The 15,338-nt window shown below is 69.1% G+C and carries 14 protein-coding genes; 8 read left to right on the top strand and 6 right to left on the bottom strand.

The genetic code is table 11. The features are described 5' to 3' along the window. Window positions 1–153: 153 nt before the first annotated feature. The 5 genes from modA to ASE75_RS08085 are packed head-to-tail and all read left to right on the top strand — an operon-like array spanning window position 154 to window position 4,418. Window positions 154–924 carry a molybdate ABC transporter substrate-binding protein gene (gene modA, locus ASE75_RS08105; protein WP_055932202.1) on the top strand — a complete coding sequence of 257 codons (771 nt, stop codon included), beginning with the start codon at window positions 154–156 and terminating at the stop codon, window positions 922–924. Window positions 925–931: 7 nt separating this feature from the next. Beyond that, complete coding sequence (gene modB, locus ASE75_RS08100) at window positions 932–1,627, top strand: molybdate ABC transporter permease subunit (RefSeq protein WP_055931652.1); 696 nt, start codon at window positions 932–934, stop codon at window positions 1,625–1,627. A 7-nt stretch (window positions 1,628–1,634) separates the two neighbouring features. Then, window positions 1,635–2,261, top strand: coding sequence for an ATP-binding cassette domain-containing protein (locus ASE75_RS08095; protein WP_055931650.1), 627 nt, complete (start codon window positions 1,635–1,637; stop codon window positions 2,259–2,261). Between the two features lie 55 nt (window positions 2,262–2,316). Beyond that, a complete protein-coding gene (locus ASE75_RS08090) occupies window positions 2,317–3,423 on the top strand; it encodes a Gfo/Idh/MocA family protein (RefSeq protein ID WP_055931648.1) in 1,107 nt (368 codons plus the stop codon). Further along, window positions 3,420–4,418, top strand: a complete 999-nt coding sequence (locus ASE75_RS08085) for an SMP-30/gluconolactonase/LRE family protein (protein WP_055931646.1) — start codon at window positions 3,420–3,422, stop codon at window positions 4,416–4,418. Before ASE75_RS08090 ends, ASE75_RS08085 begins: the two co-directional genes overlap by 4 nt. 3 nt (window positions 4,419–4,421) lie before the next feature. Here ASE75_RS08085 and ASE75_RS08080 read toward each other — a convergent pair whose 3' ends face one another. Together ASE75_RS08080 and ASE75_RS08075 are read right to left on the bottom strand one after the other, a co-directional pair. After that, a complete protein-coding gene (locus tag ASE75_RS08080) occupies window positions 4,422–4,850 on the bottom strand; it encodes a MerR family transcriptional regulator (RefSeq protein ID WP_055931644.1) in 429 nt (142 codons plus the stop codon). Beyond that, window positions 4,847–6,514 (bottom strand): long-chain-fatty-acid--CoA ligase, encoded by a 1,668-nt coding sequence (locus tag ASE75_RS08075; RefSeq protein WP_055932199.1) that lies wholly within the window; start codon window positions 6,512–6,514, stop codon window positions 4,847–4,849. The genes ASE75_RS08080 and ASE75_RS08075 overlap by 4 nt, the downstream gene beginning before the upstream one ends. A gap of 167 nt (window positions 6,515–6,681) precedes the next feature. Between ASE75_RS08075 and ASE75_RS08070 the strand changes: the two genes are divergently transcribed. The 3 genes from ASE75_RS08070 to ASE75_RS08060 all read left to right on the top strand — a co-directional run bounded on the left by ASE75_RS08070 (window position 6,682) and on the right by ASE75_RS08060 (window position 10,649). After that, window positions 6,682–7,818 (top strand): thiolase family protein, encoded by a 1,137-nt coding sequence (locus ASE75_RS08070; protein ID WP_055931641.1) that lies wholly within the window; start codon window positions 6,682–6,684, stop codon window positions 7,816–7,818. Beyond that, the gene (locus ASE75_RS08065) at window positions 7,818–10,145 is read left to right on the top strand and encodes a 3-hydroxyacyl-CoA dehydrogenase/enoyl-CoA hydratase family protein (RefSeq protein ID WP_055931638.1); all 2,328 of its coding nucleotides are present in this window, start codon (window positions 7,818–7,820) and stop codon (window positions 10,143–10,145) included. Before ASE75_RS08070 ends, ASE75_RS08065 begins: the two co-directional genes overlap by 1 nt. Before the next feature lie 96 nt (window positions 10,146–10,241). After that, window positions 10,242–10,649 (top strand): DUF2147 domain-containing protein, encoded by a 408-nt coding sequence (locus ASE75_RS08060; protein ID WP_055931636.1) that lies wholly within the window; start codon window positions 10,242–10,244, stop codon window positions 10,647–10,649. A gap of 7 nt (window positions 10,650–10,656) precedes the next feature. Here ASE75_RS08060 and ASE75_RS08055 read toward each other — a convergent pair whose 3' ends face one another. From ASE75_RS08055 to ASE75_RS08040, 4 genes are read right to left on the bottom strand one after another with little or no spacing between them, the layout of a single operon-like run. After that, window positions 10,657–11,313 (bottom strand): peptidylprolyl isomerase, encoded by a 657-nt coding sequence (locus ASE75_RS08055; protein ID WP_055931633.1) that lies wholly within the window; start codon window positions 11,311–11,313, stop codon window positions 10,657–10,659. Between the two features lie 42 nt (window positions 11,314–11,355). Beyond that, window positions 11,356–12,918 carry a sensor histidine kinase gene (locus ASE75_RS08050; protein ID WP_235512559.1) on the bottom strand — a complete coding sequence of 521 codons (1,563 nt, stop codon included), beginning with the start codon at window positions 12,916–12,918 and terminating at the stop codon, window positions 11,356–11,358. Window positions 12,919–12,920: 2 nt separating this feature from the next. After that, a complete protein-coding gene (locus tag ASE75_RS08045; RefSeq protein ID WP_055931628.1) occupies window positions 12,921–13,628 on the bottom strand; it encodes a response regulator transcription factor in 708 nt (235 codons plus the stop codon). A gap of 11 nt (window positions 13,629–13,639) precedes the next feature. Continuing rightward, the gene (locus tag ASE75_RS08040; protein ID WP_055931625.1) at window positions 13,640–15,172 is read right to left on the bottom strand and encodes a DUF4153 domain-containing protein; all 1,533 of its coding nucleotides are present in this window, start codon (window positions 15,170–15,172) and stop codon (window positions 13,640–13,642) included. Window positions 15,173–15,338 lie beyond the last annotated feature (166 nt).

Here is a 15,338-nt window from a genome sequence, read left to right as displayed (position 1 = left end):
TGGAGCGCGCGACCCGGCATCGGGGAAATAAATGTTGGGGTCGCCATATTCTGCCTGTCCGACGGGCATAGGGGTTGCGTGCGCATCGGCGGCTGACGACGCGGATTTTTCGCCTATAGGTCGATCATGGCGCGGCGGGCGAAGGGAATGAAAATGCGGGGACTGTTGATACGGTTGGTACTTGCGGTCCTTTCCGCCATGTCCGTGCTGTCCCCGGCGATCGCACAGCCGCGACCGCCGCTGGTTCTCGCCGCCGCCAGCCTGCAGGAATCGCTGAGCGAGGCGGCACGGGTCTGGGCGGCGCAGGGGCACGGCCGGCCGGTCATCTCATTCGCCGCCTCGTCCGCGCTGGCCCGGCAGATCGCCGCCGGATCGCCCGCCGACATCTTCATTTCCGCCGATACCGACTGGATGGACGACGTGCAGCGGCGCGGGCTGATCCGCCCCGGCACGCGATCGTCGTTTCTGGGCAACCGGCTGGTGTTGATCGCGCCGGCCGCGGCCCGTGGCGGCATCGCGATCCGGCGCGGCTTTCCGCTGGCCCGCGCGCTTGGGACCGGGCGGCTGGCGATGGCCGATCCCGCCGCCGTGCCCGCCGGACGCTATGGCAAGGCGGCGCTGACCGCGCTTGGCGTCTGGCCGTCGGTGCAGGGGCGGCTGGCGAAGGGCGACAGCGTCCGCGCCGCGCTGGCGCTGGTGGCCAGCGGCAACGCGCCCTACGGCATCGTCTATGAAACCGACGCCCGCGCCTCGCGCGCGGTCCGGGTGGTCGGGGTCTTCCCCGCCGCCAGCCACCCGCCGATCACCTATCCGATCGCGGTACTGACAACCGCGCGCAGCCCGGACACGATCGGTTTCCGCCGGTTCCTGACCTCGCCGGCGGGCCGCGCGATCTTCCGCCGCTTCGGGTTCTCGGCGCGCTGAATCCGTGATGCTGAGCGCGGAAGACTGGCAGGTCATCGGCCTGTCGCTGAAGGTCAGCGCGGTGGCGATGACAGCGACGTTGCCGCTCGCCTTCGCGCTGGCCTATATCCTCGCTCGCAGGGATTTCTTGGGCAGGTCGGTGGTCGATGCGCTGGTCCATCTGCCGCTGGTCCTGCCGCCGGTGGTGACCGGATGGCTGCTGCTGCTGGCGTTCGGGCAGGACGGGCCGATCGGCGGGTGGCTGCAATCCGTGTTCGGCGTGTCGGTGCTGTTCCGCTGGACCGGGGCCGCGATCGCCGCCGGGGTCATGGCCCTGCCGCTGATGGTCCGCGCGATCCGTTTGTCGATCGAGGGGGTCGACCGGCGGCTGGAGGGCGCGGCGCGGACGCTGGGCGCGGGCGCGTGGCGGACCTTCGCGACGATCACGCTGCCGCTGTCGCTGCCGGGCGTGCTGGCCGGACTGGTGCTCGGCTTCGCGCGGTCGATCGGCGAGTTCGGCGCGACGATCACGTTTGTCTCCAATATTCCCGGCGAGACCGAGACGCTGCCGATCGCAATCTATGCGGCGTTGCAGGTGCCGGGGGGCGAAAGCGCGGTCGTGCGGCTGGCGGGGATCGCGGTCGCGCTGTCGTTCGCGGCGCTGATCCTGTCGGAATGGCTGGCGCGGCGCGGCGGCGCGGGGCGGCGTGATGGCAGGCGGTAGCGGGCGCATGGCGTTTGACGTCGCGATCAGCCGGACCGTCGGCGATACCCGCATCGCGCTGTCGTTCGTGGTCGAGGGCGGGCTTACCGTGCTGTTCGGCCCGTCGGGGGCGGGCAAGACATCGGTGCTGAACATGGTCGCCGGGCTGATGACGCCGGCGCGCGGGCATATCCGCGTCGATGGCGAAACGCTGTTCGATGCGCGCGCGGGGATCGACGTTGCACCGGACAAGCGGCGGATGGGCTATGTGTTTCAGGACGGGCGGCTGTTCCCGCACCGGCGGGTGCGCGCCAACCTGCTGTACGGCCACCGGCTGGCGGCGTCGGGCGACCGCTGGATCACCCCTGACGAGGTCGTCGCCTTTCTGGGGATCGGCGATCTGCTCGACCGCTGGCCGCGATCGCTGTCGGGGGGCGAGGCGCAGCGGGTGGCGATCGGCCGGGCGCTGCTGTCGGGCGCGCGCGCGCTGCTGATGGACGAGCCGTTGTCGTCGCTCGACGCCGCGCGGCGGGACGAGATCATGACCGTGATCGAGCGGATCCGCGACGATTTGCGCCTGCCGATCCTGTACGTCACCCACGATGCGGCCGAGGCGGACCGGCTGGCGACACAGCGGATCACGGTAGGCGGTTGAGTTCACCGCCGAAAACGCGGACACACCCGGCAGACACCACGGGAGCGGTATGATGATGCAGGACGACAGGCGCGGGATCTTGCGCGGAATGGCGGCGGGGCTGGCCCTCGGCGCATTGCCGGGTGGCGTGCTGGCCGCGACCGGCGAGCGCAAGCTCGGCTATGCGATCGTCGGCCTTGGCTCCTATGCCACCAACCAGATCATGCCGCAGTTCAAGGATTGCGACCATGCCCGCCTCGTCGCGCTGGTCAGCGGCACGCCGGCCAAGCTGGAAAAATACGGCAGCCAGTACGGCATCCCGAAAACGCATCGCTATGACTACACAAGCTTCGACCGGATCCGCGACAACCCGGACATCGACATCGTCTATGTCGTGCTGCCCAACAGCCTGCATGCCGAATATGTCGTGCGGGCGGCGCAGGCGGGCAAGCATGTGATGTGCGAAAAGCCGATGGCGGTGTCGGTCGCCGAATGTCGCACGATGATCGCCGCGTGCCGCAAGGCGGGCAGGAAGCTGATGATCGGCTATCGCAGCCGGTTCGAGCCGTACAACCGGCTTGCGATCGAGCTGGCGCGCGGCGGGCATGTCGGGGCGACCCGGATCATCACCGCCGAACACGGTTTCGACGCACAACCGGGCCAGTGGCGGCTGGACCGGGCGATGTCGGGTGGCGGGTCGCTGATGGATATCGGTATCTACAGCCTGAACGCGCTGCGGTATCTGTCGGGCGAGGAGCCGGTGCTGGTCAGCGCGGTCGAGGCGACCGACCGCGGCGATCCACGCTTCCGCACCGTGGAGGACCGGATCGACTTCCATCTGCGCTTCCCCTCCGGCATCCTCGGCAACGGCGTGTCGAGCTACAGCAGCAATCACAACGCCTACCGCGTGACCGGCACGAAGGGCTGGATCGGGATGGAGCCGGCGACGCCCTATGAAGGGCAGGCGATGCGAATCAACAAGGACTGGAAGACCGAGCCGCGCGTCCTGCCGCCGGCGCGGAAAAACCAGTTCGTCGGCCAGCTCGACCATTTGGCGGAATGCGTGAAGACCGGCCGCGAACCGATCGTGGCGGGCGAGGAGGGATTGCGCGACATGCTGGTGATCGAGGCGATCTATCGCTCCGCGCGCGAGGGCCGCGCTGTCGTGCCGGGTGTCGCATGAGCGCGCCCACCCGTCGCGCGGTGCTTGGCGGACTGGCCGTCCTGCCGCTTGCGGACATGGTCCGCGCGGCCGCGCCGGTCGCCGGGATCGAGCGGCTCGACCCGGCGCTGGATGCCATCGTCGCGGCCGACGCGCGGGTGGAGATCCTCACCACCGGCTATCGCTGGGCGGAGGGGCCGGTCTGGAACCCCGCGGACAAGAGCCTGCTGTTCTCCGACGTGCCGGCCAACATCGCCTATCGCTGGAGCGCGAAGACGGGGGCGCGGCCGTACCTGTCGCCGTCCGGCCTGCGCGGGCCAGTACCGGCCGGCATTCGCGAGGGCGGGTCGAACGGGCTGGCGCTGGACGGGCAGGGGCGGCTGGTGATCGCCGACAGCGGCACCCGGGCGATTACGCGCGTCGACCTGAAAACCCGCAAGCGCACCATCCTGATCGACCGGTTCGAGGGCAAGCGGTTCAACAGCCCGAACGATCTGGCCATTGCCCGGTCGGGGGCGATCTATTTCACCGATCCGCCCTATGGTCTGGCCGATGGCGATATGTCCCCTTTGCGGGAAATGGCGTTCAACGGCGTGTATCGCCGAGACGCGGACGGCACGGTGGTGGCGATCGACCGCAGCCATCACCGGCCGAACGGCGTCGCGCTGTCCCCGTACGAGCGGACGCTGTACGTTGCGCTGTCGGACGAGGCGCGGCCCGAGGTGCTGGCCTATGCGCTCGACGCGCGTGGGATGCCGACCGGTGTAAGGCGGTTCCGCGACATGCGCCCGCAACTTGCCGCCGGCCGCCCCGGCCTGCCCGACGGGATCAAGACCGATGCGCGCGGCACCGTCTTTGCGACCGGGCCGGGCGGCGTCCATGTCTGTTCGCCGGACGGACGGTTGCTGGGGATCATCGGCACCGGGCTGGCGGTCGCCAATTGCTGTATCGGTGAGGGCGGCCGGTCGCTGTTCCTGACCTCCAGCGACCGGATCGCGCGCGTCCGGTTGCGGTAATGCCTATGGGGTGACGGGGCCGCCGTCGGCGCAACGCTTGCCCGTGCCCGCGGCGCGGACCCGGTCCAGCGCCGCATCCTCGATCGTGCGCAGTTCGGCAAGCGTCTGGACCAGCGCGTCCTTCTGATGCTCCAGCTCGTCGATGCGCAGGCGACAGCGTTCGGCCAGCGCCTTCATCTGCTCCGCATGGCCCGGGTCTGCATCGTACAGGTCGAGAAATTCCTGGATCTCGCGCAGCGAGAACCCCAGCCGCTTGCCGCGCAGGATCAGCTGCATCCGCGCGGTTTCGCGCCTGGTATAGATGCGCGCGGTGCCGACCCGCTGCGGCTGGATCAGCCCGCGATCCTCGTAGAAGCGCAGCGTGCGCGGGGTGATGCCCAGCGTGTCGGCCACCGCCTGGATGCCGCGCAGTTCGGGTTCGGCGTCGTTCATCGTCGCGGATCGCTCACACTGGCTGCCTTGATGCGTTCTTCTTCGACCAGCTCCTTTTTCGACAATTTGCCGATGAGCGTCTTGGGCAGGCTTTCGCGGATTTCGACTTCGCGGGGAAGCTCGATCTTGCTGACCTTGTCGCGCAGGAAATCGCGCAGTTCGACCGGCGTCGCCGCACCGGGCGCGGTCAGCGTGACGAACGCCTTGGGCGACTGGCCGCGATAGGCGTCGGGGATGCCGATCACGACCGCCTCGACGACGGCCGGGTGCTCGTACAGCGCCTCCTCGATCACGCGCGGATAGACATTGTAGCCGCCGCACAGGATCAGATCCTTGATCCGGTCGACGATGAACAGATAGCCGTCCGCATCGAGATGCCCGACATCGCCGGTCCGCAGCGCGCCGTCGACAAAGACGTTCGCGGTTTCGGCCGGCTGGTTCCAATAGCCCTTCATGACCTGTGGTCCGCGCACGCAGATTTCGCCATTCTGCCCGCGCGGCAGCAGGCGGGAGGGATTCTCGCGGTCGCGGATCTCGATCGTCGTGCCGGGAAAGGGAAGGCCCGCCGACCCCGGCTTGTTCAACCCGCCGATCGGGTTGCAGGTGATGATCGGCGAGGCTTCCGACAGGCCATAGCCCTCGACCAGGGTCGCGCCGGTCAGGGTTTCGAAACTGTGCCTTACCTCGGCCGGCAGGGCCGCGCCCCCCGAAATGCAGGTCTTGATGGCCGACAGGTCGATGGTCTGCGTCTCTGCCAGCTTGGCGATCGCGCCGAAGATGGTTGGGACGGCGGGGAAATAGGTCGGTTTCGTCCGCGCGATGGTCTTCAGCGTCTGGGCCAGGTCGAAACGCGGCATCAGGATCATCATCGCGCCGATCCGCACCGCCGCCCCCAGGACGGTCGTCAGCGCAAAGACATGGAACAGCGGCAGCACCCCCAGGATGCGGTCCGCTTCGGCATCATTTCCACCGGTATGCGCCAGATTGGCGTCGGCGTTCGAGACCAGATTGTCATGGCTGAGCATCGCCGCCTTGGGCAGGCCGGTCGTGCCCCCGGTATATTGCAGCACCGCGACGTCGCCCGGCGTGATCGGCACCGACAGCGGTGTCGGTGCCGTGCCGCGTGCCAGCAAGGCCGCGAACGTCACATGGCGCGGCGAGGCGGGCGGCGGGGGAGCGATATCGCTGCGGCGCAACAGCCGGTAGGCGACCGACTTCAGGCGCGGCAGCACATCGGCCATCGGACAGGTGATGACATGGCCCATGCCCAGTTCGGCCGCGATCGCCAGCACGCGGGCCTGGATCTCGGGAATGTCGCAGGTAGCGATGATCTGCGCGCCCGAATCGACCAGCAGGTGGCGCAGCTCGCGCTCGACGTAGAGCGGGTTGACGTTGACCACGATCCCGCCGGCCCGAAGCGTCGCGAAGAACAGGATGGGGTAATAGGGCGTGTTCGGCAGGCAGAGCGCCACCCGCGTACCCTTGACGACGCCCAGCGCCTGCAACCCCGCCGCCGCCCGCTCGATCGACCGGGCGAGGTCGGCATATGGCGTGATCCGTCCCATGAAATCGATCGCCGGCCGCGCGCCGTGCCGCGCCACCGTCGCATCCAGCATGTCGGTTAGCAGCCGCGGTTCATGCGCGAACGGCGCGCCGAAGGCCATTGTCGGGATGTCGGTATCGGCCACGGCGTCTCTCCCCAATTTCTCGCAAGTGCCCGCGGTTCGCGATATTGCCGGGCGGTTTCACTTGACGTATGGGGGAGGTACTGCACCTTTGCGTCAAACCGCAAGACCCGTCGTCAAGCCGGGTCAGCCGTCGAGAGGATCGAATGACTAACGCCGTGATCGCGGGCTACGCCCGTTCGCCCTTCCACCTCGCCGGCAAGGGCGCGCTCGCCCGGGTCCGCCCGGACGACCTTGCCGCACAGGTCATCCGGGGCCTGATCGACCGCACCGGCGTCGATCCCGCGCAGATCGAGGATATCGTGCTGGGTTGCGCGTTTCCCGAAGGCGAGCAGGGGCTGAACGTCGCGCGGATGATCGGGCTGCTCGCCGACCTGCCGCTGTCGGTCGGCGGCATGACGGTGAACCGCTTTTGCGGGTCGTCGATGAGCGCGATCCACATCGCGGTCGGCCAGATCGCGATCGGCGCTGGCGAGGCGTTCATCTGCGCGGGTCTCGAATCGATGAGCCGGATCCCGATGGGTGGCTACAATCCGATGCCCAACCCCGAACTCGCGAAGAAAAGCGCCGGGGCGTATATGGGCATGGGCGAGACGGCGGAAAACGTCGCGCGCAAATACCAAATTACGCGCGGCGAACAGGACAGCTTTGCGGTCAAAAGCCAGCACAAGGCCGCCGCCGCGCGTGACGCCGGCAAGTTCGCCGACGAGATCGTGCCGATCCAGACGAAGGCCGGCGTCGTCAGCGAGGATGGCATCATCCGCGCCGAAACGACCGAGGCGGTGCTCGGCGGCCTGAAGCCCGCGTTCAGCAAGGACGGATCGGTCACCGCCGGCACGTCATCGCCGCTGACCGACGGTGCATCGGCGGTGCTGGTAACGTCGGAGGAGTTCGCGACGAAGCACGGCCTGATTATCCTGGCGCGGATCAAGGCGATCGGCGTGTCTGGCTGCGCGCCGGAAACGATGGGCCTCGGGCCTATCGGCGCGTCGAAAAAGGCGCTGGAGCGCGCCGGGTTGAGCGTCGGTGACCTCGACGTGGTCGAGATCAACGAGGCGTTCGCGGCGCAGGCGATCGCCTGCATCCGCGACCTTGGCCTGACCGAAGAAACGATCAATCTGGACGGCGGCGCGATCGCGCTGGGGCATCCGCTGGGTGCCACCGGCGCGCGAATCGTCGGCAAGGCGGCGTCGCTGCTGGCGCGCGAGGGTGGGCGCTATGCGCTGGCGACCCAGTGCATCGGCGGCGGGCAGGGCATCGCCACGGTGCTGGAGCGCGCATGATGGGAGAGTCTATCAAAAAGGTCTGCGTCATCGGTGCGGGCGTGATGGGGGCGGGCATCGCGGCGCAGGTCGCCAATGCCGGTATCCCCGTCCTGCTGCTCGACATTGTGCCGAAAGACGGCACTGACCGTGACGCCGTCGCCAAGGGTGCGGTGGCGAAGATGCTCAAGACAGAGCCGGCCCCGTTCATGTCGGCGGCGGCGGCCAAGCTGGTCGAAACCGGCAATATCGACGACCATCTGGACCGCGTCGCCGAATGTGACTGGGTGGTCGAGGCGATCGTCGAACGACTGGACATCAAGCAGGCGCTGTATGCGAAGCTGGAGGCGCTGAAGCGTCCGGGCACGGCGGTGTCGTCGAACACGTCGACCATCCCGCTCGAACATCTGGTCGAGGGTCGGTCGGATCAGTTCAAGCGCGACTTCCTCATCACGCACTTTTTCAATCCGCCGCGCTACATGCGGCTGATCGAGATCGTGACCGGCGAACACACCGACCCGGCCACCGCGAACCGTGTCGCCGACTTCATCGACCGGTCGATGGGCAAGCGCATCGTCCGCGCGAAGGATACGCCGGGCTTCATCGCCAATCGCATCGGCACCTACTGGCTGGCGATCGCGGTCAACGCGGCGATGGATCAGGGCGTGACGATCGAGGAGGCCGACCAGATCGGCGGGCGGCCGATGGGCGTGCCAAAGACCGGCATCTTCGGGCTGATCGACCTGGTCGGTGTCGACCTGATGCCGTTGCTGGCCAAGAGCCTGTCGTCGACGCTGCCGGCGGGCGACCCGTATTTCGACACGGTGCGGCCGATGCCCGTGGTCGACCGGATGATCGCCGACGGGTTCACCGGCCGCAAGGGCAAGGGCGGATTCTACCGGCTGGACAAGGGCGCGGACGGCAGCCGGACCAAGCTGTCGCTCGACCTCGCGACCGGCGACTATCGCCCGACCGAAACTCCGGCCAAGCTGACCGGCGGGGCGGACAAGGATCTGGCCGCGCTGATCGCGGCACCCGGCAAGGTCGGGGCCTATGCCTGGGCGATTCTTGGCAACACGCTATCCTATGCCGCCGCACTGGTCGGCGAGGCGGCGGACGATATCGTCGCGATAGATGACGCGATGACGCTGGGCTACAACTGGAAGTTCGGGCCGTTCGAGCTGCTAGACCGGATCGGGCCGAAGACGTTTGCCGACCGTCTGCGCGCCGAAGGTCGGCCGGTGCCGGCGATCCTCGATACTGTCGGTGATCGCAGCTTTTACCGGGTTCAGGACGGCCAGCGGCAATATCTGTCGCTGGACGGCGAATACGCCGATGTGGTTCGCCCCGACGGGGTGCTGCTGCTGGAGGATATCAAGCGGCGGTCCGAACCGTTGCTCCGCAACGATTCGGCCGCGCTGTGGGATGTCGGTGACGGCGTCGTGGCGCTGGAGTTCACCGGCAAGATGAACGCGCTCGACCCGCATGTCATCGCGCTGATCGAGGAGGCGGTGCCGCTGGTCCGTGACCGGTTCACGGCGATGGTGGTGTATAACGAGGGGTCGAACTTCTCGGCCGGGGCCAATCTGGGCGTCGCGCTGTTCGCGGTCGCGATGGGCGCTTGGGGCGAGATCAAGAAGCTGATCGCGGGCGGCCAGCGCGCGTTCAAGGCGCTGAAATACGCGCCCTTCCCGGTGGTCGGTGCACCCGCCGGCATGGCGCTGGGCGGGGGGTGCGAGATCCTGCTCCATTCGGACGCCATCCAGGCGCATGCCGAAACCTATGCCGGGCTGGTCGAGGCGGGCGTCGGCCTCGTCCCCGGCTGGGGCGGGCATGGCGAGATGCTCGATCGCTGGGCGAAGGCACCGATGATGCCGCGCGGGCCGATGCCGGCGCTTGGCAAGGTGTTCGAGATGATCTCGACCGCCAAGGTGTCCAAGTCGGCAGCCGAGGCGAAGGCGATGCAGATCCTGCGCAAGGACGACGGCATCACCATGAACCGCGACCGGTTGCTGGCGGATGCAAAGGCGCGCGCGCTGGCGATGGTCGAGGGCTATGCCCCCCCTGAGCCGCCGACCTTCCGTCTGGCGGGGGAGAGTGGCGCGGTCGGCATCGCCGGCGCGGTCGCCGATTTCCACAAGAAGGGCGTGGCGACCGATTACGACGTGGTCGTTGCCGGCCGCGTGGCGCGCGTCCTGACTGGTGGCGAGGCCGATCCGGTCGACATCGTGACCGAAGACGCGCTGCTGACGCTGGAACGCGCGGCGTTCATGGAGAGCGTGCGCGATTCCCGGACGCAGGCGCGCGTGAAGCAGATGCTGGAAACGGGCAAGCCGCTGCGGAACTGAGGACGCACACCGTCATCCCGGCGTAGGCCGGGATGACGGACAGTAATCCGGCAAGCGCGGCCCTGTCCGCCCGGCCGATCAATACAGGACATTTTCATGATCGCATTTCTCACCGCCTTGACCCTCGCGGCTGCGCCACAACCCGCCGACGCGGCGATCGGCCGCTGGAAGACGGGGCGGTTGAACGGCGTCGTCGAAATTCAGCGCTGCGGTCCGTCGATCTGCGGGCGGATCGTCACGTCGGACGCCCTGCGGGCCAACCCGACGATGAAGGATGCGCGCAACGCCGATGCCGCGTTGCGCAACCGGACGCTGCGCGGGATGCCGATCCTTGGCGGCTTCACCGCCGATGGCGATGCCTGGGCCGGCGGCACGATCTACAACCCGGAGGACGGCAAGACCTACAAGGCGAAGGTCACGCCGGTTGGCGGCGACACGCTGAAGGTGCGCGGCTGCGTCTTCGTGCCGCTGTGCAAGACGCAGACCTGGACGCGCCTGCGCTGATCGGCACCTAGCGTTTGGGTGGCAGCTTCACGAGCCAGCTTTTGACGCGACCGGTCGGACGCGGTTTGCCGTCCAGCCGGCGGGCGGTGAGGATGGTGATCGGGCGGACGATCATCTGACCCTTGAACGCGCCGTCCTGTGTCGGCGCGGCCAGGATCCGCTTCACGACCGGCATCCCTGCGACGACACGGCCGAACGCGGCGTAACCCGGCGCGGTGGCGGTGGCGTCCATGCTGGGCATCGGCCCGACGGTGATGAAGAAATTGCCGCCCGCCGAATTGGGCTCGGCCCGCCGCGCCATCGAGATCGTGCCGTCAAGATGGTGGATACCCGTGCGCGTGGTCGGTTCATGCGGGAAGGGCGGCAGGATCCGCCGGGGATCGGTACGGATACCCCCCTGGATATAGCCGAACTTGGGCGCCAGCCGGCTGCGCGCGGCGCGATAGAACACGATCCCGTCGAACCGGCGGTCGTCGACATAGGCGAGGAAATTGGCGGTGGTCGCCGGCGCATGTCGGGCGTCGAGCGCCAGCACGATCGGCCCGGCCGACGTGACCAGCCGGACGCGGACGAACCCGGCGGTCGGGCGGTCGGCCGACTGGCCCGGCGCGGCGTTCGACAGGGACAGGCCGATCAGGCCGGCGATGAAAAGGGGTAAGCGCATGGCCGCCCGATTACCGGGTCGCCGGCAATCCGCCAACAGCCCTTACTCCGCGCGAGGGATCGTCACGATGAATATGGCAGGTCCGGGCAACGCAACCAGCTCGATACCGCCCCCCGCAGTCGCCAGCAGCGACCGGACGATCGGCAGGCCAAGACCGGTTCCGCCGCGCGCCCGGTGGGTGGTGAAGAACGGCTCGAAAATACGCGCGCGGTCCGCTTCGGCTACGCCGGGGCCGTCGTCGGCGATGTGGAGGATCGCGGCCTGCGGCGTGGCGGACAGGGTGAGTGTTACCTTGGTCGCGCCGGCCTGGCGGCTGTTCTCGATCAGCGTGGTCAGCACCGTCTCGATCGTCGTGGCGCTGGGCGTGACCGGCCCGACATCACTGTCAGCAACGACCACGACCGCAAAGGACGGCGACCGGTGCGCGTCGGCCAGCCGCGACAGGATCGGCGGCAGGACGGTGCGCGCTTGCGTCGCGGCGGCGGTCATGTCCGCGCGCGCCAGATCGAGCAGCCGGGTGACCAGCAACGTCAGCCGCCCGGCATCGGCGTCCGCGTTGGCGAGAAACCGCGCGCGATCCGCCGCCGTCATGGTCGCATCATGGTCGACCAGCAGTTCCAGCGCACCCCGGATGCCGGCGAGCGGGGTCTTGAATTCGTGGCTGACGGCGTGGGCGAAGTCGCGCAGGTAGCGGGACCGGTGGTCGATCGCGACCGCCATCGCCGCGAAATCGGCATACAGGCCCTGAATCTCGATTGCGGCGGTCGGCGGCACCGGCGGGATCGTGCCGCTCCCTCGCGCTACCGCGCGCGTGGCCGCCCCCAGCGCCTCGATCGGCCGGGCGATGCCACGCGACAACAGCCCGCTCAGGGCGATCAGCGCCAGCAGGATCGCGCCGATGCCGATCGCGATCTTGCCGCGATCCTCGTAAATCCCCCGGAACAGCGCGCGCGCCGACCGCGACAGCAGGATGACGCCGACCACGCGCCCGCCGACGACGATCGGCCGCGCGTGATGCACCCGGATCGCCGCCGCGCGCGACAGCCATTCGAAGCGATAGGTGGCGCGGTAGGCCCCGTTGCGGCGCAGGACGGTGGCCGGCCGGCCGGATATCGCCGCGCGCACCTCGGCGAGCCGGGCCATGCCAGCGCCCGCCGCCGGGCCGCCGACGATCCGGCCATCGCGATCGAGCAGCAGGATCCCGGCCAGCGTGGTTTGCCGGGTCCGCGCGAGAAGCGGCAGGATCGCCGCCCCCGCCGCCCGCGCATCCGCCGCCACCGGACGACCGTCACGGACCGGGGCCGCGCGCTCGGGCAGGAGCGGCGTGCTGCTCAGGTCGATCTGCGGCGGCTCCGGGTGCAGGTCGCCGGGTGGGGGCATGGCCGCTGCCGGCGCGCCGGGCCACAGCGCCTCGGACGCGGCCTGCAACGCGGCCCCTTGCGCCACCAGTTCGGCCTCGGTCTGGCGGACCAGCGTGTTCTCGTACACCCGCAGGAACACCGCGCCGACACCGGGCAGCGCGGCCACGAGAAACAACGTGGCGAACAGGATGGTCCGCAGGCGCAAGGCCGGCCAGTGCCGCTTCGCCCACGCCTTCACGGCCATCATCATCCGGTGTCGCCAGTGCAGGCCCCCAGGCAATAGCCGATGCCGGCGCGCGTCTCGATCACGTCGGCCCCGCCGGCCTGCGCGAACTTGCCGCGCAGGTTGCGGATATGACTGTCGATCGTCCGGTCGGTGATCGCGAAGCCCGGACCGTGCAGCCGGTCGATGATCGAGTCGCGGCTGAACACCTTGGCCGGCATCGAGGCGAGCGTGCGCAGGATCGAGAATTCGGTGACGGTCAGCGGCACCTCCACCCCGTCCCAGCTCGCGCGCCAGCCGTCGAAGTCGAGGCTCAACCGACCGCGTCGCACTGCCGGGCCGGCATGGTCGACCGGCGGCGGGCTGGCGGCGGTGCGGCGCAGGATCGCCATGACGCGGGCGACGACCTCACGCGGGGAAAAGGGTTTGACGACATAATCGTCCGCGCCCAGCTCGATCCCCAGGATCCGGTCGATCTCGTCGTCGCGCGACGACAGGAACAGGATCGGCACGTCGCCGGTGCCGCGCAATCGCCGGCAGACCTCCAGCCCGTCCATGCGCGGCATGTTGATGTCCAGCACCACCAGGTCGGGCGCATGGGCGGCGGCGGTGGTCAGCGCGGCCTCGCCGTCATCCGCCTCGATCGTCTCCAGCCCGGCCTTGTTCAGTGCGAAGACCAGCAACTGGCGGATATGCGGGTCGTCATCGACGATCAGGACGGTGCGCGGCATGGGACACTGGATCATTGTTCCGGCCCCGGCGTCAATGGGGCGGGCGGCGGCGGGAACGGCGTGCCGTCACAGTTGCGGCCATTGGTCGTTGCGGCGACCGCGCGAGGATGCGGCCCCAGCGCCGTCTCTGCCGCACGCAGGCGGCGCGCACCGCGCCACGACCAGTCCTGCGGGTTCGCTTGTTGCTCGATCAGGATCTGCATCGCCTCGGCGCGGACGAAGGCGACCCGGTCCTGCAACCGCGCGCCCCGAACCCGGCGTTCAAGTGCGATCAGCGACAGCAGCGCCGACGGGCCGAGGCCGCGCAGGTAACACAGGTCCAGGTTGCCGGCGGTATGCGCGTGGCGCACGTTCCACGCCGCCGCCGTCGCGCCGAGGTCGATGACGCCGGCCGCGCTGAGCACCAGTGCGGCGGCGAGCGCATTGGCGTTGATGAGCCACGCGGCGCTGCGGGCGGTCAGCAACCGCCAGACGATCAGGATCAGGCCGACCGCGACCAACAGCATCCACGCCAGCGCCGACAACCGCAGGACGGTCATCGAATAGACGGCGATATAGTCGAACAGGCGCAGGATGCTCGACGCCACCAGCAGGAGGGTCTGGCCGATCCAGAGCACCAGCCAGCGGCGTAGCGCCGGTTGCCGGGCGGCGGCCCCGTCCGGGCTAAGCGCGACGAGGACGAACAGCCCGGCGAGCAGCGCGGCGGCGATCAGCGTATACGCCCCGCGATGGGCGTAGTCGGCGAGCGTGATGCCGGCGGGCAGCGCGGCCCCGCTCCACAAAAAGGCGATGTCGAGCGCGTTCTGTACCGCGAACACGATGTTGAAGGTGATGAGCGACAGGCCCAGCGTCGCGACCGGTACGTCGGGCAATCGTTGCACGGGACCGGTGCCGCGCGCGCCGACCAGCCCGATGATGGCATGCGGCCTGAAGCTGGCCCAGGTGCCGAGCAGGACGACGCACCAGATAACGCCGTGCGCGATGGCAATCGCGGGCGAGGGCAGGGCGATGCGGTCGAACGCCGCACTGATGATCGGGTTCGCGCCCGCGAACAGCGCGACGAAGCAGATGCCGCCGATCAGCGGCAGGGCAATCGTCGCCGCTACCGTGCGTGGCCGCCACCACTGTCCGTCGCGGCCGAGCCGTGTGAGGCGGGCGGTATCGTGAAACGGCGCGGCGATGCCCGACAGCGCGTGCAGGCCGAGCCGCATCGCCCAGCGCGCGGCGTCATCGAAGCGGTGGCGCGGCAGCAGGGCGGCGCTGGCGATCGCGGTCCAGAACAGCGACCAGCCCAGCAGGGTCGGATCCTCGACCAGCAGCAGCGCGAACGCCAGCGCGAGGAGGAGCGCGGCCCGCGCCCTCCGGTCCCGCCGCACCGCCGCCACCGCAAACGCCAGCACAGCGGTCCAGCACAGCGCGAAGATGGCGGGCAACGGCACCGCCAGCCACCCGTTGAGCATCCCGTCGGCCAGCGCGACCAGCGCGATGGCGGCGGCGACCTTGCGATGGAAACTGAAGCGGGCGGGGGATGGCGGACGGGGCATCAACGGGTCTCCGGACAGGGAGAGCGTGGTTTGCCCGGTCGATATCGCGGCTGGACCGCTGTGCCCGTGCCCGACCGGTGTTGATCCCGTGCAGATCGGGTGCAGGCGCGCCTTGCCCGTGTGGCCGGCTTGCGACACTGTCCCGCCCGACGACGACCATATCGGG

The organism is Sphingomonas sp. Leaf17 (genome assembly GCF_001421505.1).
Lineage (GTDB): Bacteria > Pseudomonadota > Alphaproteobacteria > Sphingomonadales > Sphingomonadaceae > Sphingomonas.
Note: the sequence above shows the minus strand (reverse complement) of the source record. Positions and strands in the feature narration are given on the sequence as shown.